The organism is Kitasatospora sp. NPDC127121 (genome assembly GCF_042677305.1).
Classification (GTDB): Bacteria; Actinomycetota; Actinomycetes; order Streptomycetales; family Streptomycetaceae; genus Kitasatospora.
Map to the genome: position 1 here is coordinate 7649 of NZ_JBHXTQ010000102.1, position 19370 is coordinate 27018.

Consider the following 19370-nt stretch of genomic DNA (forward strand, 5'->3'; position numbering starts at 1 on the left):
CTACAGGGAGTAGTCCATGAAAGACACAGCGTGATCTTGATGGATCGTCACCCGGGTAGGCCTCGGCGGGCGGGGTCGGCGGCCCGGGCGGGGGTCCTCGGGGAGGGGCGCGGGGGACGGGGGCTCGCGCCGAAGCCGTCGTCGCGGGGGCCTGCGGTCGACCGGTGGGCGGCGGCGCTCGGTGCGCGGGGGTGGCTGTTTCGAGACGCCGGACGAACGGCACTTGACGGTGGGTCAGTCGAGGAGTCGACCGGGCGGATCCTCGCCCGACCCGGCTCGTCGGGGGGCCGGGCGGGAGGGCCGGAACCGGCTGTCGAGGCGTGGGTCGGGCGGTCCTGTCGGGGGGCCCTTTGCATGCCGAGGACCGTTCGCGGTTGCCGTCCAGAAGCTGCGAGCCGGGGCGTCAGGCGGATACTGGAGATGTGAGAACGGCTCTGGCAGGCACATCCCTGACGTGCCCGCCGCTTAGGGCTGTCTCACGGCAACGGCAGTCTCTGTCGTGCTCCCCGGGTCCGCGCCGTCGGCGTCGGCCGTGGACGTGCGGCGTGCCAATGCAAGGGAAGAAATGGAGTCGTGATGAGTTACTTCAACCGCAGGGACCGCGGTCGCGGACGTGAACGTGACCGTCGCCGCCGTCGCCACGGCCGCCGTCGTCGGTTTGGCTTCTGGTGACAGATAAGGGCGGTCCGGGCTGTGCTTAACAGCCCGGCATGACACCCATCCCTGGGGCCGGCGGTATCACCGCCGGCCCCTCATCCTGAGTGGGGTTCCTCCATGCACGGTGCGACGCCCATGGGGGGTCCGGAGGACCGGGCAGCCGACCGGGCCATCGACCAGGGGCCGGTGGCGGACTCGCCCGTCATCTCGCTGCGTGAGCTGTTCCGGCGGTTCTGGCCGTGGGTCCGACCGGACGTGCGCTGGCTGCCGCTGAGCGCGGTGCTGCTCGTTCTCGGCGCCTTCGGCGAGGTCGTCTCGGTCTGGATGTTCAAGGACCTGATCGACGAAGTCCTGGTGCCGCGGCACTTCGCCGAGTTCTGGCCGCTCGGTGGCACGATGCTCGCCGCGGCCGCGGCGGCGGCGCTGTTCACCTTCGCGGGCACCTACACCGGCACCTGGATCGCCGAGCGCTACCTGCTCCGGCTCCGGACCGGCACACTGGCCCATCTGCACACCCTGCCGCCCGACACCTTGGAGACCCGCTGGCGCGGCGACCTGGTGGCCCGGATGACCGCCGACATCGCGACGATCGAGCAGATGGTCGCGACCGGCCTGGTCGAGGGCGCGGTGGCCTCGACCAGCCTGGTGCTGTTCGCCGGCGCGGCGTTCTACCTGAGCTGGCCCCTCACCTTGGCGGCGCTGATCGTCGCGCCGCTGTTCATCTTCACCACCGGCTTCTTCGGGCGCCGCATCCGCATCCGGGAGCGGCAGGTCCAGCGCCGCGCCGGCGGCGTGACCGCGCTGCTGGAGGAGACGCTGCGCAACGTGGTGGTCACCCGCACCTGCGGCCAGGAGGAGCGCGAGGTCGAGCGGGTGCACCGCGAGGGAAAGGCCCTGCTGGACGCCGAGCTCTCCGCCGCCCGGATGTCCGACCTCTACCAGCCCCTCCTCAACGTTCTCCAGATGCTCGCGGGGCTGGTCGTGGTGGGCGTCGGCGCGCTCCAGGTGATCCGCGGCGAGCTGAGCCTGGGTGGTCTGCTCGCCTTCGCCGCCTTCATGGCGCAGCTGTTCGAGCCGATCCAGCAGCTCGCCGGGCTCGTCCCGCTCGCGGGCGCGGCCTGTGCCTCGGGCGAACGCCTGCTGGAGATCCACGACCTGTCCAGTCCGGTCCGGGAGAGCCCCGCCGCGCGGGACGCCGGCGCGGTCCGCGGCCGGGTCTCCTTCGAGGGCGTCCATGTCGCCTACCCCGGCAGTTACGACGCCCCGGTGCTGTCCGACGTCAGCTTCGACGTCAGCCCCGGCAAGGTTCTGGCCGTCATCGGCCCCAGCGGCAGCGGCAAGTCCACGCTCGCCAAGCTCCTGGTCCGCTTCCTGGACCCGCAGGCCGGTACCGTCCGCCTCGACGGCGCCGACATCCAGGACCTGACCATCGCCTCGCTGCGCGGGGCGATGAGCTTCCTGCCCCAGCAGGCGCAGCTCTTCCACGCGACCATCCGGGACAACATCGCCTACGGCAGGCCCGACGCCCCGCAGGAGGAGATCGAACGCGCCGCCCGCAGCGCCGGCGCCCACGGCTTCATCACCGCGCTGCCGCAGGGCTACGGCACGGTCATCGGCGACGAGGGCTTCCAGCTCTCCGGCGGGCAGGCCCAGCGCGTCGCCATCGCCCGGGCCTTCCTGCGCGGCGCGCCGGTCCTCGTCCTGGACGAACCCACCACCGGCCTGGACCCGAAGACCGTCCAGCAGCTGATCCCCCCGCTGCGCCGCCTGATGGCGGGCCGCACCACGATCCTGATCACCCACGACCCGGCCTTCCTCCCGCTGGCCGACCACGTCCTCACCCTCCAGCCGCCGGACGCTCCGCGCCCCCGCTTCGCGGAATCGGCCGCCGGGCGCCCGGAGGCCGTCGCGGTGAACGTGTCCGAGGCGGGGCTTCCCGGTGAGCGGGACCACGGGCCCGGGTGACCTTCGCCCCCACCCGAACGGCCGGGATCCGCAGGCTGCGGACCCCGGCCGTTCGAGTGCGTGCGGTCAGGAGACGACGATGGTGGTCCGCAGGTAGTAGACGAACGGCGGGCAGGCCGAGCCGCGGTCCGGGAAGGCGCAGCGCCAGATCCAGGTGATGTCGCTCGTCCCGGCGGCGGCCGCGTTGAAGGTCGCGTGCGCGGTGTTGTCGGGGTCGGTGCTGCCGGAGGTCTGCGGCAGCACCGAGGGCGCGGTCGTCGCCGGGACGGAGGACAGCCAGGTGACGGTGCTGTCGCGGTAGGGAGGCAGGTTGATCTGGACCACGTCACCCGGGTGGACCTGCACGGTCTGGCCGTTGGAGGCGGCGCCGAGGACCACGACGTCGTTCAGGGCCGGCCGTGCCGGGGCCGCTGCGGCGGCGGTGACGGTGCCGGCGGTCAGGGCGAGGACGGCGGCGGGGGCTGTCAACAGCCTCAGGATCTTCATGGCACTCCCGGTACTCGAAGGTTCACGGAAACGGAGGTTCGCGTGGAACGGCGGTGCAGGGTGCGGAGGTTCCGGCCTCCCGTCTATCCGGTGCGGGCGGCCCGGCCGATGGCGCGGAGCCGCCCGGGAGGGAAACCTCCGGCCAAGGATGTCCACATCTGCCGCCTCCGGCAAGGCGCGTGACGATCCGTCAGGAACTCGTTACTCCGAGCCGCCGAGGCACCGGCCCTCGGGCCGTCAGTCCCGGCGGCGGGCCGCCATCCAGACGTAGACCAGGATCCCGGCGAACAGGAACAGCACGCCCTGATAGACGGCCGCGTAACCGGCGCCGGCCACCAGCCACAGGGAGAAGCCGAAGGCGCCCAGGCCCAGCACCGCGTCCCGGGCGAGCCGGCCCCCGGAGACCTTGTCGGGCATGCCGCGCACCAGCCAGTACAGCTGCGCGGCGGTGGAGAGCAGGTACGGGACGGTCGCGGTGAAGGTGGTGACCAGCACCAGGATGTTGAACGCGCCCTTGGCGCCGGTGGCGAAGTTGAGGATGGTCAGCACCGAGGCCAGCGCGACGCTGGTCACGACGCCGAACACCGGGACGCCGCGCCGCTCCTTGGCGAAGGCGGCCGGGAACAGCCCGTCCTTGGCGGCCGCGTACGGCGCCTGGGCGGCCAGCAGCGTCCAGCCGTTGAGCGCGCCGGTCATCGAGACGAGCGCGGCGACGGCGATGGCCGTGCCGCCCCACGTGCCGCCGAACATGGCGTCCACGGCGTCCGAGAACGGCGCGGTGGAGTGGATCAGCCGGTCGTGGGCGACGGTGCCGAAGACCGCGAGCGTGCCCAGCAGGTAGACCACCGCCGCACCGGCCGTGCCGAGCACGCTGGCCCGCCCGACGTTGCGCTCCGGATCGCGGACCTGGCCGGCGCTCATCGCGGCCGACTCCACGCCCAGGTAGCTGAAGAGCAGGATGGCCGCGGCCGCCGTCATCCCGCCGGCCCAGCCGTGCCCGGTGGCGTCGAAGGGGCCCAGGTTGCGCGCGTCGAAGAAGCCCAGACCGCCCACCGAGACCAGCAGCAGCGGGATGAACTTGAGGACGGTGGAGACGAGTTGGACGGCGCCGACGTAGCGGGTGCCGGCCAGGTTCGCCAGCGCGGGCAGCCACTGGAAGGCCATCGCGGCGGCGATGCTGAGCCCGATGGAGTGGCCGACGGGCAGCAGCACGTCGAGATAGCCGACGGCGGCGACCGCGAGCGCGGCGTTGCTGACCCAGGTGGTGATCCAGTACGACCAGGCCGACAGGAACCCGGCGAAGTCCCCGAAGGCCTCCCGGGCGTAGATGTAGGGCCCGCCGGTGCGCGGGTTGCGGCGCGCGAGCTGCCCGAAGACGAGCGCGAGGGCGATCGCGCCCACGGTCAGGACGACGAAGGAGACCAGGCTGACCGTCCCGTAGGGGGCCACGGCGGCGGGGATCATGAAGATGCCGCCGCCGATGATGTTGCCCATCACCAGGGCGGTGGCGGTCGGCAGGCCGAAGCGGCCGCCCTTGCGGGGTGTCGCGGTGACCGCTTCCGGCGTCTGCGGCGGGCTCGGTCGGGTCGCCTGCCGGGGTGCGGCCGGGCTGGTCTGCATGAGGGTGGTGCGCCTTTCGTGGTCCTGCTCGTGCTCGGTGGAGCCACCGTTCATGCTCGAACCGGGTGGCGCTCTGTACCAAATCGATGGGATTTGTTCAGTCGGCCTGGCATGTCACCGCAAGACTTGCGGTCCCGCGCCGGTCGGACGGGCACTCGTCCTGTGCCGCTCCGGCGGGCACTCGTCCTGCGCCGGTCGGACGGGCGCTCGTCCAGTGCCGGTCCGGCGCGGCCGTTCGGCGTGCGGCCGGGTGTCCGAGGGCGTTCACCCGGGGGAGGGATGTCGTCACCCGGATGCCTCAGCCGGGTTGCGGCGTGCCGCGGCGCGTGCGCGTTCGTGTGCAAACGTTGGCCCGGCGCCTCCCCGTGGGGCGTCGCCCAGCCTGCGGGCGGTCGACGTGGCCGGTCGGGGGCGCGGGTCAGAGGACCAGAGACGAACTAGGGGACAGTAGATGTCGCTTCGTGGGAAGATCCGCAAGCTCGCGGTGATCGTGGCCGTGACGGGTGCCGCCGTGGTGGCCGTGCCGACCTCGGCCATGGCGTTCGGCCACACGCCGGTGCCGTCCTCCGGGCAGGGCCTGGAGTCCGGTTCGGCGGGTGTCGGCCTGTTCGGCCCGCACGCCAACTGGTTCAACTACCACGAGCACAGCGAGGGCTGATCCGTCCGAGCTCGGAGCCCGGGGGCCGCTGTGGGCCTCCGGGCTCACGGCTGTCCGCGCGGCGAGGCGCGGTGCGGTGCCGTGCGGCGCGCTGCCGGACCGGTCGGGCGGGCCGGTCGGGACGGCGGCCCGAGCAGGTCAGGACGGTCGGGCGGGGGCGGCGGCCCGCTCGCGCAGTTCCTTCAGTACGGCGATGTCCATCGTGTGGCCGGTGCCGTCCCCGCCGTGCTTGCGGTCCGGGGTCTCCACCAGTAGCGGGACACCGGCCGTCTCCGGGTGCTCGAACAGCTCGCGGAACGGTTCCGCGCCGATCATCCCGGCGCCGATGTTGGCGTGCCGGTCCTTGCGCGCGCCGACGACGTCCTCGGAGTCGTTGGCGTGGATCAGCCGCAGCCGGCCCGGCCCGGCCGCCGACGCCAGGGCGTCCAGCGCGGCCGTCACCCCGCCCGGTACGGCCAGGTCGTGCCCGGCGGCGAAGGCGTGGCAGGTGTCCAGGCAGACGCCGACCTTCGGGTGCCCGTCCAGCGCCTCGACGTACTCGGCGAGCTCCTCCAGCCGGGAGCAGAGCGAGCTGCCCTGGCCAGCCGTCGGCTCCAGCAGCAGCCAGGGCGCGTCCTCGCCGAGGGCGTCCAGTTCGTCCAGCAGCGGCCGCACGTCGGCCCGGACCTGTGCCATCGCCTCGGCCCGCCGGGAGCCGCCGCCGGGCGCCGTGCCGACCGCCGAGCCGGTGTGCAGGACGACGCCCAGTGCGCCGATCGCGTGGCCGCGGCGCAGCGAGTGCCGCAGCGAGTCGGCCGAGCGCTCGCGGGTGGCCGGGTTGTCCGAGCCGAAGTTGATCAGGTACGGCGCGTGCACCCAGGCGGGGAGTCCCTGCTCGGCGCAGGCCGCCCGGAACTCCTCGTCCTGCGCGGGGTTGCCCGGCGGAGTGGCCCAGCCGCGCGGGTTGGCCACGAACACCTGCACGGTCTCGGCGCCGACCCGGCGCGCGTACGCCAGCCCCGTGCCGGCCAGCCCGCGGGCGGCCACCGGGACGTGGGCGCCGACCGGGTTGCGGAGGGTGCCGAGGGGCGCTGCGGGTGCGGTGGTCATGGCCCCGAGGATGTCACGCCGCCGGCCGGCGGTGGCACGCGGCCCGGCCGGCGGTGCCGGGGGTGGTGCCGGGGTCGGTCCGGTGGCGTGCCGTGCGGCGCGGCTCGGAGCGCGCCGCGCCGCACGCGCCACGCCGGGCCGTCCCACCACCGGCCGACGCCCCGTCAGTCCCGCAGCCCAGCCCTGGTGGCGGGCCCACCCGGCGGCCCATAGCGTCGAGTCGGCCGCACCCACCGGCCGTCACTGCCCAAGCACACCGTGTAAGAACAGACACCGCGTACCTAGCGCGCCGCCCGGCAGGCTCCGGCCGCACACCGGCGAGCGCGCCGGAAAGAACAGGTCACCACTCATGCCCACGCGACGGGTCCACCACTTCGCCGCGGCCACCGCCGCCGCCACCGCCCTGACCACCGTCCTCGCCACCCTGGCCGCCGCGCCCGCGGCCCACGCCGCCGACGGCCTGCACGTCGTCCAGCCGGGCGAATCGATTCAGCAGGCCGTCGACGCCGCCCTCCCCGGCGACACTGTCCAACTGCTCGCCGGCACCTACCCCGGCAGCGTCCGCATCACCACCCCGGGCCTCACCCTGCGCGGCGCTGGCGCGGACAGCGTGATCACCCCCGGGGACGGCACCGAGAACGCCTGCGCTACCGCCGGACACGGCCTCTGCGTGGACGGCACCGAGGCGGCCCCGCTGTCTGACGTCACCATCGAGACCCTCGCCGTCACCGGCTTCCGCAAGAACGGCATCGACGCCAGCGGCACCACCGGCCTGACCGTGCGCGACACCTACGTCCACGACAACGCCCAGCAGGGCATCAGCCAGGAGATCTCCACCCGGGCCCGGATCGTCGGCAACCGCGCGACCCGCAACGGCCAGTCCGGTGTCTTCCTCGCCAACTACGCCTACCGCGAGGGCGGCGCGCCCGACACCGGGGGCACCGTCGTGGAGGGCAACGAGCTGACCGAGAACCGGGTCGGCGTCACCGTCCGCCGACTGCGCGGGCTGGCCGTCCAGGACAACGAGCTCCGCGGCAACTGCGCCGGCGTCTTCGTGGTCGGCGACGAGGGCGTGCCCCGGGCCGGGGACCTCGACGTGCGGCGCAACCGGGTCGTCGCCAACAACATGTTCTGCCCGGCCAACCCGCGGCTGGGCGCCATCCAGGGCGCGGGCATCGTGCTCACCGGGGTCGAGGACACCCGGGTCACCGACAACGAGGTCCACGACAACGTCGGCAGCTCGGACTTCTCCGGCGGGATCGTCCTCTTCAAGAGCGCCGTCGGCGTCCCCAACGCCCGCAACACCGTCGCCGACAACCACCTGAGCGGCAACAGCCCGGCCGACATCGCCGACCGCGACACCGGCGAGAACGCGTTCGCCCGCAACACCTGCGCGCGGTCCGATCCGTCCGGCCGCTGCTGAACCGCGGCACCCGCACCCGGTACGACCCGCACCTGGTACGAACCGCTCCCGGCACGCGCCCCCGGCACCCCCGCCCCCGTCGACAAGGAAGACCTCCCATGACCATCGCACCGCCCCCCACTCCCCAGGCCGCGATGCGCCTGCGCGAGCTCGTCTTCGGCGCCGCCTGCGCCGCCGCCGTCCGCGCGGCCGCCCGGCTCGGCGTCGCCGACGTGCTCGGCGACACCCCGACCAGCGTCACCGAACTCGCCGCCGCCCTCGACACCGAGCCCCTGCCGCTGTGCCGCCTGCTGCGCGCGCTCACCTGCTACGGCATCTTCTCCGAGACCTCCGACGACCGCTTCGAGCACACCGAGATGTCCCGCCTGCTGCGCGAGGACGCCCCCAACTCGCTGCGCTACATCTCCCTCTGGTGCACCGAGCCGTGGACCTGGGAGGCCTGGCCCAAGCTGGACGAGGCGGTCCGCTCCGGCCGCAACGTCTTCCCCGAGCTGTTCGGCAAGGAGTTCTTCGACTACCTGCACAGCGACGCGGGCGACTCCGCGAAGGTCTTCGACAAGGCGATGACCGCCTCCAGCCGGCAGTCCGCCCACGACCTCGCCGAGTACCTGGACCTCACCGGCGTCGACTCGGTGGCGGACATCGGCGGCGGCCAGGGGCACGTGCTGGCCAGCCTGCTGGAGAAGCACCCGGCGCTGCACGGCACCCTGCTCGACCTGCCCAAGGTGGTCGCCGGCGCCGAACCCCGGCTCCAGGACGGCGGCGCCTTCTCGGCCCGCGCCCGGCTGGTGCCCGGTGACTGCCGGGTGGAGATCCCGGTCCGCGCCGACCTCTACATCATCAAGAACATCCTGGAGTGGGACGACGAGAGCACCCGCCGCACCCTCGCCAACGTGGTCGCCGCGGCCCGGCCCGGCGCCCGCGTCGTGGTGGTGGAGAACCTGGTCGACGACAGCCCGTCGATGCGCTTCACCACCGCGATGGACCTGATGCTGCTGCTCAACGTCGGCGGGGCCAAGCACTCCAAGGAGAGCATGGTGCGGCTGATGGAGGACGCCGGACTGGACGTCGCGGACGTCCACCCGGTCAACCCCTACCTGCACGCCTTCGAGGCCACCGTGCGCGGCTGAGCACCGGCCCGCACGCGAACGACCGCCGTCCCCCGGAAGTTGGGGGCGGCGGTCGTTCGCGTTGCCGGTCAGGCCGGGTGCGAGGAATCCAGGTGCGCGAAGACCACCACGTTGTCCGAGTAGTCCTTCTGGCCCTTGTCGTACGTACCGCCGCAGGTGATCAGCCGCAGCTGGGCGTCGGGCGTCTGGCCGTACACCTTGTCGTCCGGGAAGGCGTTCTTGGGGAAGGCCTCCACCGAGTCCACCGAGAACACCGCGACCGTGCCGTCCGCGCGCCCCACCTCGATCTGCTGGTCCGGTTGCAGCTGGCTCAGCATCACGAACACCGCCGGGCCCGTGGTGGTGTCCACGTGCCCGGCGACCACCGAGCTGCCGAGCTCGCCCGGGGAGACGCCGTCCCGGTACCAGCCGACCAGGTTGTCGTCGTCCGGCGGCGGCGCGGTGAGCTGGCCCTCCGGATCGAGCGTCAGCTCGGTGAACGGGGCGTCGACGCCGATCTGCGGGATCCGCAGCCGGGTCGGGTTGGCGCGGCCCAGCGACGGTGGCGCAGGGGCCGGGTCCTGGGTGGCCTCCGCGGGGGCCTCCGCGGTGGCCTCCGCGGGGGCGTCCGTGGGGGCGTCCGCGGGGGTGGTGGCCGGTGGGGACGGGCGGGGGGTGGCCGGCGCGACGATCGCCGGGGGACGGGTCATGCGGGACGCCGAGTTGGCTCGCGGCGTGGTGTCGACCGAGTTGTACATCAGCAGCAGACCGACCGCCGCCGCACCGATGCCGGTGCGCAGCAGTCGGGACATTCCAGGGACGGGACCGCCCATCGCTCCTCTTTCTCCATTCCCATGCGCAGCCGGGCCGGTGACGGCCCGAAAAGGTCCAGAAGGTCCAAAACGACCCGCCGCCCCCGTGCGCGCCGCCCTGGTGGGGAGGCGCGTGGGGGCGGCGTCAGATGCCGGACGTCAGATGGTGGCGCCGGTGTTGCGGCGGTTGCGGCGCAGCGCGTACGCGCCGGCCCCGAGGCCGCCGATCAGGAGGACGGCGCCGGAGGCGAGGCCGCCACCGGACAGCGTGGTGCCGGTCTCGACCATCGCCAGGCCGCCACCGCCGGCGTGCACGCCGCCGTGCGGGCCCTTGCGGCCGTGCTCGCCACCACGGCCGTGCTCGCCGCCGCGGCCCTCGCCGCCCTTGTCGCCGCCGCGGCCCTCGCCGCCCTTGTCGTCGCCACGGCCTTCGCCGCGACCGTGCTCGTCGCCACGGCCCTCGCCACGGCCGTGCTCGTCGCCACGGCCTTCGCCGCGGCCGTGCTCGTCGCCGCGACCCTCGCCACGGCCGTGCTCGTCGCCACGGCCTTCGCCGCGGCCGTGCTCGTCGCCGCGACCCTCGCCGCGGCCGTGCTCGTCGCCCCGGTCGTCGCCGCGACCGTGCTCGTCGCCGCGGTCGGACTGGTCCTGCGAGGTGAGGCTCTTCGCCTGGTCGGCGGAGCCGTCGGCGAAGGCCATGGGGGTGCCGACGGTGAGAACGGCGGCGACAGCCGCCCCGGCGAGCAGAGTGCGTGCAGAACGCATGAGGTTGATCCTTCCGATACACAGGCCCGCGATCGCCGGCACGGCGCCGGACAAGGGAATTCGTGGGAACTGCGTCTGATTCACCGTCAACCACCGCGACGTCCGCCGCCACCGGAGAGTGGCGACTTGGGTACGGACTGTGCTCGATTCGAGTGGAGTCCCGGCCCGGTTCACCCGGGCGCCCCAGTGAGACGGGTGAAAAGGATTCGCGGCGGTCCGGGCCGAGTCGGTCCTGTGCTGACGGCGTGTCGGTCCGTCCCGAAGGCGCTGACGCCGCGTCGGGCGGGTCCGGGACGATGCTGACGCCGCGTCGGGCAGGCCCGGGAAGGCGCTGACGCCGCGTCGGGCGGCTCGGATGGTGCTGACGTGCCGTCGGGCGGGCGTGGGTGGCACTGACGCCGCGTCGGGCGGGCGTGGGTGGCACTGACGCCACGTCCGATCGGGCCGGACGCACACGTGGGCCCGCCCCCGGCGGATGGCCGGGGGCGGGCCCAGGACGAGCGGGACGGGTGGGACGGGGTCAGCGGTCCCAGCGGTAGAACTCGTGCGCCATGGCGTCCTTCGGCTCGCGCCAGGTGGCCGGGTCGTAGGCCTGGACGAAGGCGGTCAGCTGGTCACTGACGGACCGGAACTCCGGGTGGCCGATGACCTTGGCGACGGCCGGGCCCGGCGGGCGGTCGGCCTCGATGAGGTGCAGGTAGACGTCGCCGAACTGGAACAGGCTGCGGCCGGTGACGCCGATCAGGTGCGGCAGTTCACCCTGGTCGGACGTGGCGAACACCTCGGCGATGTCCGGTGCCGCCTCCGGCTTCATCCGGGCGACGATCAGGGCGCGGTGCATCCCGGTCACCGCTCCGCCGCCCGCTTCTCGACCTTCTCGCGGATCAGCTCCAGCTGGATCCGGGAGTTGCGGTTGATGTGGTTGACCATGCCGTGGTCGTCGACCGGGGCAGTGGGCTTCATCGCGAAGTCCTGGATCCAGCGCATCCTCGTCCCGGCCGGGACCTCCGCGTACTCCCAGCGGATGTCCATGAACTCGAACGGGCCGGGCTCGACCCGGCGGGCGCGCACCGCGAGCGAGGACTTGTCGGTGGTGCGCTCGGAGACCCAGCTCCACACCTGGCCGTTCTCGTCCGGGTGCATGGTGAGCCGGAAGCGGACGCTGTCGCCGTCGCGCTCCAGCACCTCCACCGAGGCGTACTCGCTGAAGAGGTCCGGCCAGTTCTCCAGGTCGTTGGTGATCTCCCAGACCAGGTCGAGGGGGGCGGCGATGACGATCTCGTTGTCGGTGTGTCCGGGCATCTCAGGCACCAGCTTTCGGGGAGAGGAGGGAGGTGTTGACGAGCTCCAGGAACTCGGCCGGGGTCTTGGCGGACTCGGCGCCCGAGGTGACCTTGAGGCCGTGCCGGTTCTCCAGTTCGCCGACGACGCCGAGCAGGCCGAGCGAGTCGACGCCGAACTCGTCGAACTGCGCGCCCGGGCGCTCCAGGTGGAGCGGGTCGACGGTGACGCCGGCCCGGGCCTGGATCAGGGCGGCCAGCTCGGGATAGCTGAGGGTGTTGCTCACGGGGTGTCCCTTCGGTGGAATTGCGGGTGCGGTCTCAGGGCCGGTCTCCGCACCGGAGCACCAGCGCGGAGTTGGAACCCATCAGCCCGCGGCTGAGCACCAGTGCGGTGCGCAGTTCGGCCGGACGGGCGCGGCCGGTCACCAGGGCGAGGTCGTGGCTGACCTCGGTGACGTTCGGGGTGGGCGGCAGCACGCCGTCCTCCATGGCCAGGACGGCGGCCGCCACGTCCAGCAGCGGCGCGCCGCAGTAGGCCCGTCCGGTGCCGGACTTGGGGGCGGTGACCGGGACGCGTTCGGCCGCCGGGCCGAGCGCGTCGGCCAGTGCGAGCGCCTCGGCCCGGTCGGCGGCCGGGACGCCGAGCGCGTCCGCGAAGACCACGTCGATCTCCTCGGGCGCGATCCTGGCCTCGTCCAGCGCGATGCGGATCGCGGCGGCCAGCCCCTCGCGGGACTCCTCCCAGCGGGAGGCCCCGGTGAAGGTGGAGCCGTGCCCGGCCAGGTGGGCCCGGACGGCGGCACCGCGCCGCCGGGCCGCCTGCTCGTCCTCCAGCAGCAGCATCGCGCCGCCCTCGGCGGGGGCGAAGCCGCAGGCCTGCGCGGTGAACGGCAGATAGGCCCGGTCGGGCTGCCCGGCGAGGCTGACCTCCGGGTAGCCGAGCTGGCAGACCATCGAGTACGGCGCCAGCGGTGCCTCGGCGGCGCCGGCCACCACCGCGTCGGTGCCGCGCTCGATCGTGCGGGCCGCGTGCGCGAGCGCGTCCAGGCCGCCGGCCTCGTCGCTGGCGACCACCCCGCACGGGCCCTTGTAGCCGCCGCGGATCGAGATCTGGCCGGTGCTGGCCGCGTAGAACCAGGCGATGGACTGGTACGGGCCGACGAACTGCGGCCCCTGGCCCCAGAGCTGCTGGAGCTCGCGCTGGCCGAACTCGCCGCCGCCGGAGCCGGCCGCGGTCACCACCCCGACCGCGAAGGGATGTTCGGGGTCGGGGTGGAACCCGGCGTCCGCCACCGCCAGGTCGGCGGCGGCCATCGCGTAGTGCGTGAACCGGTCGGTCTGCACCAGGTACCGGCTGTCGATCGCGGCCCGCGGGTCGAAGTCCCGCACCTGGCCGGCGACGCGCAGCGGCAGCCCGTCGCAGCCCTCGCGGGTGATCCGGTCGAGGACGCTCACGCCCTGCCTGGTGGCCTTCCAGAAGGCGTCGGCCCCAACGCCGTTCGGCGCCACCACGCCGAGGCCGGTGACCACCGCCCGGCGGCCCTGCTGACGTGACGTCATGACACTCACCCCGTTCTGTTGAGCACGACGGCGGACTGGAATCCGCCGAATCCGCTGCCGACCGAGAGGATGTGGCTCAGCGGCAGCTCGCGCGCGGTGCGCGGCACGTAGTCGAGGTCGCACTCCGGGTCGGGAGTCTCGTAGTTGGCGGTCGGCGGCACCACGCCGTGGGCCAGCGCCAGGGTGCAGGCGACCACCTCGATGGCGCCGATCGCGCCGAGCGAGTGCCCGACCATCGACTTGATGGAGCTCATCGGCGTCCGGTAGGCGTGGGCGCCGAGCGAGCGCTTGACGGCGGCGGTCTCGTGCCGGTCGTTCTGCTTGGTGCCCGAACCGTGCGCGTTGACGTAGCCGACGTCGGTGCGGTCCACCCGGGCGTGGGCGAGCGCGTCGTCGATCGCCCGGGACATCTCCAGCCCCTCCTGGGTGAGGCCGGTCATGTGGTAGGCGTTGCCGAAGGTGGCGAAGCCGCCGAGCTCGCCGTAGATCCGGGCGCCGCGGCGGCGGGCGTGCTCCAGTTCCTCCAGCACCAGGACGGCGCCGCCCTCGCCGAGGACGAAGCCGTCCCGGTGGGCGTCGAAGGGCCGGGAGGCGTGCTCCGGGTCGTCGTTGCGCTCGCTGGTGGCCTTGATGGCGTCGAAGCAGGCGACGGTGATCGGCGAGATCGGCGAGTCGGAGGCGCCGGCGATGCAGATGTCGGCGCGCCCCTCCTCGACGGCCTGGAAGCCGTAGCCGATCGCGTCGAGGCCGGAGGTGCAGCCGGTGGAGACGGTCTGCACCGGGCCGTGCGCGCCGGTGCGCTCGGCGACCGTGGAGGCCAGCGTGCTGGGCGCGAAGGCCCGGTGCAGCTGCGGTTCGGCCCGCTGGTGGTCGACGTCCCAGCGGGCGCCGCCGGCGCTGACCAGGGCGTAGTCGTGCTCCAGTCGGGTGGTGCCGCCGACGGCGGTGCCGAGCGAGACGGCGATCCGCCACGGGTCCTCGGCGGCCAGGTCCAGGCCCGCGTCGGCGATCGCCTCGTCCGCCGCGACCATCGCGAACTGCACGTAGCGGTCGGCCCGCTGGACGTCCGCCGGGCTCAGCCCGTGGGCCGCCGGGTCGAAGTCGACCTCGGCGGCGATCCGGGAGCGGAACCCGGTGGGGTCGAAGAGCGTGATGCCCCGGGTGGCGGTGCGGCCGGCGGTGAGGAGCTCCCAGAACGCCCGGACCCCGACCCCGCCGGGCGCGACGACGCCGATCCCGGTGACGGCGACGCGCCGGGTCACGAGGCCACCTTGGCGTGTTCCGGCGGCCCGGCGGCGCCGGTCTCCTCGGTGTCCACGTGGCCGAGCTCGGGGCGGGGGGCGAGCGGGCCGAGGTGGAACACCATCCGGGCCTCGGTGTCGCCGACGTTGCGGAAGCGGTGGCGCATGTTGATCGGGATCATCAGGCCTTGGTTGGGCTTGATCGGACGGCTCTCGCCGTCCAGGTCCACCTCCAGGTCGCCGCTGACCACGAACACGAACTCCTCGGAGTACGGGTGGTAGTGCTCGCCGATCCGCTCGCCGGGCTGGACGATCGCCAGCCCCATGAACCCGCTGGTCGCCCCGCAGGTGGTCGGGGTGAGCATGGCGCGCAGGTCGCCGCCGCGCCGACGGTTCTCCGGTGCCTCGTCGACGTGCACGATCCGTGGGTACTGCGTGGTCATGGTGTTTTCCTCCGAGAGATGCGGCTGGTTCTTCAGTTGTCCTGCGAGCTGCGGTCGGTGACCGGGTTCATGGCGCGGGCGGCGAGGACGGCGGCGAGCCCGGTGGCGGTGCGCAGGTCGCCCTGCGGGCCGAGGTCGAGCAGCCGGCCGAGCGCGGCGGCCTCCTGGTCGCCCGCCACGCCGAGGGCGGCCGCCGGGTCGGCCTCGGCCGGCACCCGCAGGTCGACCAGGCGCACCACCACGTCCGCCCGGTGGAACACGGTGCTGGCCGCGACCGGGCCGGTCGGGTCGGCGGTGGCGAGGTTGTCGTAGTCGGCGAGCAGCTCGGCGACGGCCTGCCCCTCGCCCGGGCGGACGGGGTACAGCACGGCGTGCCGGTGCAGCCGGGCGGAGGTCGGGGAGCTGGCGATCGCCTGGTGCTTCGCCGGCAGCGCGGCCCGGGCGAAGAAGGCGCGCGCGGCCTGCGGGTCGCCCAGCTGGCGGGCCTCCTCCAGGTACGGGTTGATCGCCTCCTCGACGGCCCGCACCTCCGGCTGCATCGCCACGTGGCGCAGCGCGTCGCCGAGGTTGCCGACCACCTCGACGGCCCGGACCACCCGGTTGCCGTGCATGAACAGCGAGGTGCGGTGCAGCCGGGTGTGCTCGTCCACCTCGGCCCGGGGCGAGGCGTAGCCGGACAGGATCCGGGCCACCTCGTGCTCGCTGCCGGGCTTGACCGTGAAGGTGAGCGCGTGCCGGACCACGCCGTCCGGGCCGGGCTCGGCCTTCGGCGGGCCGACGTGCCCGGCGGGCTCGGTGCGCGGCAGGCCGGGCGGCACCTCCAGCGGGGCCCGGGTGCCGGTGGAGCCGGCCGCCGAGGTCTCGCGCAGGATGCCGTAGCGCAGCGAGCGGAAGTTGTCGCTGACGCAGCCGTGCATCGGCTTGACCATCTCGCGGTGGGCGGGGCTGTCCACCCACTCCAGGAAGGTGTCCTGGTCCTCCCACTCGCTGGTGATCAGCCACTGGCGGGGGTCGTTGATCGACTGGCACAGCTGGTCGCTGACATGGCCGGGCACCGAGGCCACCTGGTGGCGCAGCTGCTCGTAGACGTCGAGGAAGCGCTGCTGGGCGCCGTCCTGGATCTCCAGCATCAGTACCACCCGGAGCCGGGTGTCGGAGTCGGCCTGCTGCTTCCGCTGCGGTTCGGACAGAGTTGTCATGGTCCACTTTCTGCTCTGGGCCGCACGTTGCGGGCCGCGGTGGGCCGCGTCCGGGGGGTGCTCCCGGCTTGGGAGGGCGGTGCGACGGCGATCGGCCCGGTCGGTCGGCGCCAGGCCTGAAGTCGATCGTGAGCGGCGTACCGGGGTGCCGCGATATTTGCGGGCCATCCGGGCGAAGAGGCGGCACAAGCACCCTCGGGCGGGGGATGGAAGAGCGGGGCCCCCGGTCGTGCGGTCGCGTCGACGGCGGCCCCGATCCCAGCCACCGGTCCGCTGAATCCCCTGACAGGGCGGAGCAATTGATGAATCCGAAGGTTGACGACCGGGTGCCGGTCCTGATCGTGGGAGGGTCGCTGGTCGGGCTGTCGGCCTCGCTCTTCCTCGGCCGACTGGGTGTCAGGCACCTGCTGGTCGAGAAGCACGCCGACACCTCGCATCACCCGCGTGGCCGAGGCAACAACGTCCGCACGATGGAGCTGTACCGGGTGGCCGGGATCGAGCCGGCGATCCGCGAGGCGGCGTCGGTCCTCGCCCCGAACCACGGCATCCTCCAGGCGCCCTCGCTGACCGGCACCGAGCAGGAGTGGCTGTTCCGGGAGATCGACCCCGGCGGGCGGCTCGCCCGGTTCAGCCCCAGCTCGTGGTGCCTGTGCAGCCAGAACGACCTGGAGCCGGTGCTGCTGCGCGCCACCCGCGACCTCGGCGGCGACGTCCGCTTCAACACCGAGCTGGTCTCCTTCGAGCAGGACGCCGAGGGCGTCACCTCGGTGCTGCGCAGCCGGGAGACCGGCGAGGAGCGCCGGGTGCGCTCGGACTACCTGATCGCCGCGGACGGCCCGCGCAGCCCGGCCCGCGAGCGCCTGGGCATCGGCCAGAGCGGCCAGGGCGAGCTGTTCCACAACGTCAGCATCACCTTCCGCGCCAAGCGGCTGGCCGACGTGGTCGGGGACCGGCACTTCATCGCCTGCTACCTGACCAACCCGGAGGCGGACGGCGCACTGCTGCCGGTGGACAACCAGGAGGAGTGGGTCTTCCACGCGCCCTGGCACCCCGAGCACGGCGAGCCGCTGGAGGCGTTCACCGACGAGCGCTGCGAGCGGCACATCCGCACCGCCGTCGGCCTGCCGGAGCTCGACGTCGAGGTGACCGGCCGGGCGCCCTGGCACGCCGCCGAGCGGGTGGCCGAGCGGTACGGCGCCGGGCGGGTCTTCCTCGCCGGGGACTCCGCGCACGAGATGTCGCCGACCGGCGCGTTCGGCTCCAACACCGGCATCCAGGACGCGCACAACCTGGCCTGGAAGCTCGCCGCGGTGCTCTGCGGGTGGGCCGGGCCGGAGCTGCTGGAGACGTACGGGCAGGAGCGGCGCCCGGTCGCGCAGGTGACCAGCGAGCGCGCCTCGGCCCGCTCGGCCGAGCACAGCCACCCCGGGTACGCGGTGGTGCCGGGTGCCGGGCGGCAGACCGGGGTGCTCGGGGTGGCGCTCGGCTACCGCTACCCGGTGGGCGCGGTGACCGGGACGGACCCGGCGGGCGCGGTCGTCCCCGAGAAGTTCGAGTCGGCCGGGGAGCCGGGCAGCCGCGCCCCGCACCAGTGGCTGCTGCGGGCGGGCGTGCGCCTGTCCACGCTGGACCTGTACGAGCAGGCGATGGTGCTGCTCACCGGCCCCGAGGGCGCGGCCTGGCAGGCCGGGGCGCGGCGGGCGGCCGACCGGCTGGCCGTCCCGCTGGACGCCTACCGGATCGGCGGCGGCGCCGAGGACGACCTGGCGCCGGAGCCGGGCGCGGACTTCGCGGAGCTGCACGGGATCGGCCCGGCCGGCGCCGTGCTGGTCCGGCCGGACGGCTTCGTCGCCTGGCGCTCGACGGGCGCGGCGGACGACCCGGAGGCGGAGGTCGCCGGGGCCCTGCGGGCGGTGCTGAGCCTGTAGGGCGTGGCCGACAACGGGACCTGCCCGCCGGTTTCGCAACCGGCGGGCAGGTCTTCGTGTGTGGGGGGACGGATGCGGCTGGAGCCGCCGTCCGGCGGCCGTCGGTCAGGGTGTGGCGAGGTCGGACGGGTCGGTGTTGGCGCCGCACAGGAGGACGGCGACCCGCTCGCCCTCCGCGTGGTCGAGGGCCGCCAGGGCGGTGGAGGCCGCGTACTCGACGGCGATGCGGTGGTCCTCCCAGAGCCGGCGGCGGGCGCGCACGATGGACTCGTCGTCGACCAGGACGGACCGGACGCCCTCGTGGCGGGCGGCGTGGACGGCGAGGGCGGTGGCGCGGCGGGCGCCGAGGGCGTCCTGGGCCACGGAGGACACCGGGACGTCGACGGGGTGGCCGGCGGCGAGGGCGGCGTGCAGGGCCCGGCTGCCCTCCGGCTCCACCGCGACCACCCGGACGCCGTGCTCGCGGGCCGCGACGGCCACCCCGGCGAACAGCCCGCCGCCGCCGACCGACACCACCACCGTGTCCAGCCCGGGGACCCGGGCGCTGATCTCCTCCAGCACGGTGCCCGCGCCGGCGGCGATCAGCGGGTGGTCGTAGGCGTGCGAGGCCAGCGCCCCGCTGCCCGCCGCGAACTCCTCGCAGGCCGCCAGCGCCTCCGCGTACTCCCGGCCGACCAGCCGCACGTCGGCGCCGTACGAGCGCAGCCGCGCCAGCTTCACCGGGGAGGCCGTCTCGGGCAGGAACACCGTGGCGCGCACGCCGAGCTCGCGCGCCGCCCAGGCGCAGGCCAGCCCGGCGTTGCCGCCCGAGGCGATGGTGACCCCGGCCTCCGGCAGGGTGCCCGCCTCGGCGTGCGCGAGCAGGAAGTTCTGCGCGCCGCGGGCCTTGAAGCTGCCGGTGTGCTGAAGGAACTCCAGCGCCAGCCAGGTCCGCCCGTGGTCGTCCCCGGGGGCGACCGCGACCGGCCGCACCCTCCCGGCGATCCGCTCACCGGCGGCCTTGACCTCGTCGTACGTCAATCGGTCCATCGTGCCTGCTCCTCAAGCCGGGTGCGTCGCCTCTGGGCTTGACGGTACGTCGCGGGCGCGGGACGAGGAAAGGATCACGGTCGGGGGGGGGGCGGGGGCGGGG

At 74.0% G+C, this 19370-nt stretch carries 18 protein-coding genes; 5 read left to right on the forward strand and 13 right to left on the reverse strand.

Annotated features, from left to right (window positions below; genetic code table 11):
- Positions 1–792: 792 nt before the first annotated feature.
- Positions 793–2622 carry an ABC transporter ATP-binding protein gene (locus ACFVHI_RS33390; protein ID WP_380345578.1) on the forward strand — a complete coding sequence of 610 codons (1830 nt, stop codon included), beginning with the start codon at positions 793–795 and terminating at the stop codon, positions 2620–2622.
- 66 nt (positions 2623–2688) lie between these two features.
- Here the strand turns inward: ACFVHI_RS33390 and ACFVHI_RS33395 are convergent, their stop codons facing one another.
- Both ACFVHI_RS33395 and ACFVHI_RS33400 read right to left on the reverse strand, forming a co-directional pair.
- Positions 2689–3108, reverse strand: coding sequence for a hypothetical protein (locus tag ACFVHI_RS33395; RefSeq protein WP_380345580.1), 420 nt, complete (start codon positions 3106–3108; stop codon positions 2689–2691).
- A 237-nt stretch (positions 3109–3345) separates the two neighbouring features.
- Complete coding sequence (locus ACFVHI_RS33400) at positions 3346–4728, reverse strand: amino acid permease (protein ID WP_380345594.1); 1383 nt, start codon at positions 4726–4728, stop codon at positions 3346–3348.
- A gap of 451 nt (positions 4729–5179) precedes the next feature.
- Between ACFVHI_RS33400 and ACFVHI_RS33405 the strand changes: the two genes are divergently transcribed.
- Complete coding sequence (locus ACFVHI_RS33405; protein WP_063350286.1) at positions 5180–5386, forward strand: hypothetical protein; 207 nt, start codon at positions 5180–5182, stop codon at positions 5384–5386.
- A 138-nt stretch (positions 5387–5524) separates the two neighbouring features.
- Here the strand turns inward: ACFVHI_RS33405 and ACFVHI_RS33410 are convergent, their stop codons facing one another.
- A complete protein-coding gene (locus ACFVHI_RS33410) occupies positions 5525–6475 on the reverse strand; it encodes a deoxyribonuclease IV (RefSeq protein ID WP_380345582.1) in 951 nt (316 codons plus the stop codon).
- 349 nt (positions 6476–6824) lie between these two features.
- Between ACFVHI_RS33410 and ACFVHI_RS33415 the strand changes: the two genes are divergently transcribed.
- On the forward strand, positions 6825–7898 hold the full coding sequence (locus ACFVHI_RS33415) for a nitrous oxide reductase family maturation protein NosD (RefSeq protein ID WP_380345584.1): 1074 nt from the start codon (positions 6825–6827) through the stop codon (positions 7896–7898).
- Between the two features lie 98 nt (positions 7899–7996).
- Positions 7997–9028, forward strand: coding sequence for a methyltransferase (locus tag ACFVHI_RS33420; protein ID WP_063350289.1), 1032 nt, complete (start codon positions 7997–7999; stop codon positions 9026–9028).
- A 68-nt stretch (positions 9029–9096) separates the two neighbouring features.
- Here ACFVHI_RS33420 and ACFVHI_RS33425 read toward each other — a convergent pair whose 3' ends face one another.
- The 9 genes from ACFVHI_RS33425 to ACFVHI_RS33465 all read right to left on the reverse strand — a co-directional run bounded on the left by ACFVHI_RS33425 (position 9097) and on the right by ACFVHI_RS33465 (position 16310).
- Positions 9097–9819: a class F sortase gene (locus tag ACFVHI_RS33425; RefSeq protein WP_380345586.1), complete on the reverse strand. Its 723-nt coding sequence runs from the start codon at positions 9817–9819 to the stop codon at positions 9097–9099.
- A 159-nt stretch (positions 9820–9978) separates the two neighbouring features.
- Positions 9979–10584: a hypothetical protein gene (locus ACFVHI_RS33430; RefSeq protein ID WP_063350291.1), complete on the reverse strand. Its 606-nt coding sequence runs from the start codon at positions 10582–10584 to the stop codon at positions 9979–9981.
- 520 nt (positions 10585–11104) lie between these two features.
- Positions 11105–11425: a TcmI family type II polyketide cyclase gene (locus ACFVHI_RS33435; protein ID WP_063351612.1), complete on the reverse strand. Its 321-nt coding sequence runs from the start codon at positions 11423–11425 to the stop codon at positions 11105–11107.
- 5 nt (positions 11426–11430) lie between these two features.
- Positions 11431–11886, reverse strand: coding sequence for an SRPBCC family protein (locus ACFVHI_RS33440; RefSeq protein ID WP_063350292.1), 456 nt, complete (start codon positions 11884–11886; stop codon positions 11431–11433).
- Position 11887: 1 nt separating this feature from the next.
- Positions 11888–12151, reverse strand: a complete 264-nt coding sequence (locus ACFVHI_RS33445; protein ID WP_063350293.1) for an acyl carrier protein — start codon at positions 12149–12151, stop codon at positions 11888–11890.
- Positions 12152–12185: 34 nt separating this feature from the next.
- Entirely contained in the window at positions 12186–13427 is a 1242-nt protein-coding gene (locus ACFVHI_RS33450; RefSeq protein WP_063350294.1) for a beta-ketoacyl synthase N-terminal-like domain-containing protein, read from the reverse strand.
- Positions 13428–13432: 5 nt separating this feature from the next.
- Positions 13433–14689, reverse strand: coding sequence for a beta-ketoacyl synthase (locus ACFVHI_RS33455; protein WP_063350295.1), 1257 nt, complete (start codon positions 14687–14689; stop codon positions 13433–13435).
- Entirely contained in the window at positions 14686–15111 is a 426-nt protein-coding gene (locus tag ACFVHI_RS33460; protein ID WP_063350296.1) for a cupin domain-containing protein, read from the reverse strand. The genes ACFVHI_RS33455 and ACFVHI_RS33460 overlap by 4 nt, the downstream gene beginning before the upstream one ends.
- Before the next feature lie 32 nt (positions 15112–15143).
- A complete protein-coding gene (locus ACFVHI_RS33465) occupies positions 15144–16310 on the reverse strand; it encodes a SchA/CurD-like domain-containing protein (RefSeq protein WP_063350297.1) in 1167 nt (388 codons plus the stop codon).
- A 206-nt stretch (positions 16311–16516) separates the two neighbouring features.
- Here ACFVHI_RS33465 and ACFVHI_RS33470 point away from each other — a divergent pair, with 206 nt between their 5' ends.
- The gene (locus tag ACFVHI_RS33470; protein ID WP_380345590.1) at positions 16517–18238 is read left to right on the forward strand and encodes an FAD-dependent oxidoreductase; all 1722 of its coding nucleotides are present in this window, start codon (positions 16517–16519) and stop codon (positions 18236–18238) included.
- Between the two features lie 105 nt (positions 18239–18343).
- On the opposite strand, the gene ACFVHI_RS33475 is transcribed toward ACFVHI_RS33470, so the two are convergent.
- Entirely contained in the window at positions 18344–19267 is a 924-nt protein-coding gene (locus ACFVHI_RS33475) for a serine/threonine dehydratase (RefSeq protein WP_380345592.1), read from the reverse strand.
- Positions 19268–19370: the final 103 nt, after the last annotated feature.

Coding starts and splice junctions, on each gene's coding strand:
- ACFVHI_RS33425 (WP_380345586.1), bottom strand. CDS start 9,819: ATGTCCCGACTGCTGCGCACCGGCATCGGTGCGGCGGCGGTCGGTCTG.
- ACFVHI_RS33405 (WP_063350286.1), top strand. CDS start 5,180: ATGTCGCTTCGTGGGAAGATCCGCAAGCTCGCGGTGATCGTGGCCGTG.
- ACFVHI_RS33395 (WP_380345580.1), bottom strand. CDS start 3,108: ATGAAGATCCTGAGGCTGTTGACAGCCCCCGCCGCCGTCCTCGCCCTG.
- ACFVHI_RS33420 (WP_063350289.1), top strand. CDS start 7,997: ATGACCATCGCACCGCCCCCCACTCCCCAGGCCGCGATGCGCCTGCGC.
- ACFVHI_RS33460 (WP_063350296.1), bottom strand. CDS start 15,111: ATGACCACGCAGTACCCACGGATCGTGCACGTCGACGAGGCACCGGAG.
- ACFVHI_RS33410 (WP_380345582.1), bottom strand. CDS start 6,475: ATGACCACCGCACCCGCAGCGCCCCTCGGCACCCTCCGCAACCCGGTC.
- ACFVHI_RS33440 (WP_063350292.1), bottom strand. CDS start 11,886: ATGCCCGGACACACCGACAACGAGATCGTCATCGCCGCCCCCCTCGAC.
- ACFVHI_RS33390 (WP_380345578.1), top strand. CDS start 793: ATGGGGGGTCCGGAGGACCGGGCAGCCGACCGGGCCATCGACCAGGGG.
- ACFVHI_RS33435 (WP_063351612.1), bottom strand. CDS start 11,425: ATGCACCGCGCCCTGATCGTCGCCCGGATGAAGCCGGAGGCGGCACCG.
- ACFVHI_RS33465 (WP_063350297.1), bottom strand. CDS start 16,310: ATGACAACTCTGTCCGAACCGCAGCGGAAGCAGCAGGCCGACTCCGAC.
- ACFVHI_RS33470 (WP_380345590.1), top strand. CDS start 16,517: ATGGAAGAGCGGGGCCCCCGGTCGTGCGGTCGCGTCGACGGCGGCCCC.
- ACFVHI_RS33415 (WP_380345584.1), top strand. CDS start 6,825: ATGCCCACGCGACGGGTCCACCACTTCGCCGCGGCCACCGCCGCCGCC.
- ACFVHI_RS33430 (WP_063350291.1), bottom strand. CDS start 10,584: ATGCGTTCTGCACGCACTCTGCTCGCCGGGGCGGCTGTCGCCGCCGTT.
- ACFVHI_RS33400 (WP_380345594.1), bottom strand. CDS start 4,728: ATGCAGACCAGCCCGGCCGCACCCCGGCAGGCGACCCGACCGAGCCCG.
- ACFVHI_RS33450 (WP_063350294.1), bottom strand. CDS start 13,427: ATGACGTCACGTCAGCAGGGCCGCCGGGCGGTGGTCACCGGCCTCGGC.
- ACFVHI_RS33475 (WP_380345592.1), bottom strand. CDS start 19,267: ATGGACCGATTGACGTACGACGAGGTCAAGGCCGCCGGTGAGCGGATC.